The 1,631-nt window shown below is 68.2% G+C and carries 3 protein-coding genes; all 3 read left to right on the top strand.

From position 1 onward, the window contains the following. On the top strand, positions 1 to 309 hold a 309-nt coding region (locus AC1DMS_RS31655; protein ID WP_478182137.1), incomplete at its 5' end, for a transposase. Then, the gene (gene tnpB, locus AC1DMS_RS31650) at positions 306 to 638 is read left to right on the top strand and encodes an IS66 family insertion sequence element accessory protein TnpB (RefSeq protein WP_015866015.1); all 333 of its coding nucleotides are present in this window, start codon (positions 306 to 308) and stop codon (positions 636 to 638) included. The genes AC1DMS_RS31655 and tnpB, both read left to right, overlap by 4 nt. Before the next feature lie 108 nt (positions 639 to 746). Then, on the top strand, positions 747 to 1,631 hold an 885-nt coding region (gene tnpC, locus AC1DMS_RS31645; RefSeq protein WP_478182138.1), incomplete at its 3' end, for an IS66 family transposase.

Genomic DNA, 1,631 nt, shown 5'->3' with positions numbered 1-1,631 from the left:
GCCGAACTGAAGCGGCAAGTGTTGGCGGCGTGCGCAGAGCCCGGGGCGTCTGTGGCTCAAGTGGCGCTGGCCCATGGCCTCAACGCCAACCTCGTCCACAAGTGGCGCCGCATGGTCGACGCGAGAGGCACCGCCTCGAAGGCCGGCAACCCGCAAGCCGAGTTCGTCTCGCTCACGTTGGCGCCAGGCCCCGCGGTCGTAGATGACATCCACCTTGAGCTTCGCCGAGGCGCGATCGCGGTGAACGTGACCTGGCCGTTGAGCGCGTCAGGCCAATGCGCCGCCTGGCTGCGCGAGATCCTCAGGTGATCCGCGTCGACGCGCTGTGGCTGGCCGTCGAGCCGTTGGACATGCGTGCGGGCACCGAAGCGGCGCTGGCGCGCGTGGTGCGTGTCTTCGGCGCCGCGCGCCCGCACCACGCCTACCTGTTCGCCAACCGTCGCGCCAATCGCATGAAGGTCCTGGTGCACGACGGCATCGGTATCTGGCTGTCGGCACGACGCCTGCACCAGGGCAAGTTCGTCTGGCCCAAGGACAGCGGCACCACCCTCAGCCTGACCCCTCCCCAGTTCGATGCGCTGGTGCTCGGTCTGCCGTGGCAGCGGATCGGCGAAGCCGGAGTGATCTGCGTGCTGTAGTGCAATTGCCGAATGTGCTGATGCGCTCGCGAGGACGCCGGGGCACCATCACCTTCCGTGATCGACACGGCCGACCTTGACCACCTGGACGCGCAGCAACTGCGCGAGATGGTCCTCTCCCTGAGGAGAGGGGCGGCAGCCGACAAGCTCGAGATCGCACGCCGCGACCACGAGATCGCGTTCAAGCAAGCGGCCATCGACAAGCTCACGCACGAGATGGCCGTGCTCAAGCGACTGAAGTTCGCCGCCAAGTCGGAAGCCTTCAATGCCGAGCAGAAGAGCCTGCTGGARGAGACCATCGACGCCGACTTGGCAGCGATGGAGCGTGAGCTGGAGGACCTCGCGGCGGTGCCGGCCGCGCAGCGCGAGAAGCAGCAACCCAAGCGCCAGGCACTGCCCGCGCACCTGCCGCGCCGGGAGATCCGCCACGAGCCCGAGAGCACCACCTGTGCCTGCGGCTGCACGCTCCAGCGCATCGGTGAGGATGTGGCCGAGAAGCTCGACTACCAGCCAGGCGTGTTCAGCGTCGAGCGCCACGTGCGCGGCAAGTGGGTCTGCACGAACTGCGAGACGCTGGTGCAGGCGCCCGTCGCCCCGCACATCATCGACAAGGGCATCCCGACGGCTGGGCTGCTCTCGCAGGTGCTGGTGGGCAAGTACCTGGACCACTTGCCGCTGTACAGGCAGGAAGCCATCTTCGGTCGCGCGGGCCTCGCCATCCCGCGCTCGACGCTGGCCAGTTGGGTTGGACAGTGCGGCGTGCAGCTGCAGCCTCTGGTCGACGCGCTCAAGTGCGAGATGCTCGAAGACCGCGTGCTGCATGCCGACGAGACGCCGGTGGCGATGCTCAAGCCCGGCAACGGCAAGACACACCGGGCGTACCTGTGGAGCTACTGCACGACGAGCTACAGCGCGCTGCGCGCGGTGGTGTTCGACTTCGCCGACAGCCGCGGCGGCCAGCATGCGCGCGCCTTCCTCGGGCTGCCGGGCGAG

The organism is Variovorax sp. 05T418, from assembly GCF_056396385.1.
This window is presented reverse-complemented; position numbering and strand designations above follow the sequence as displayed.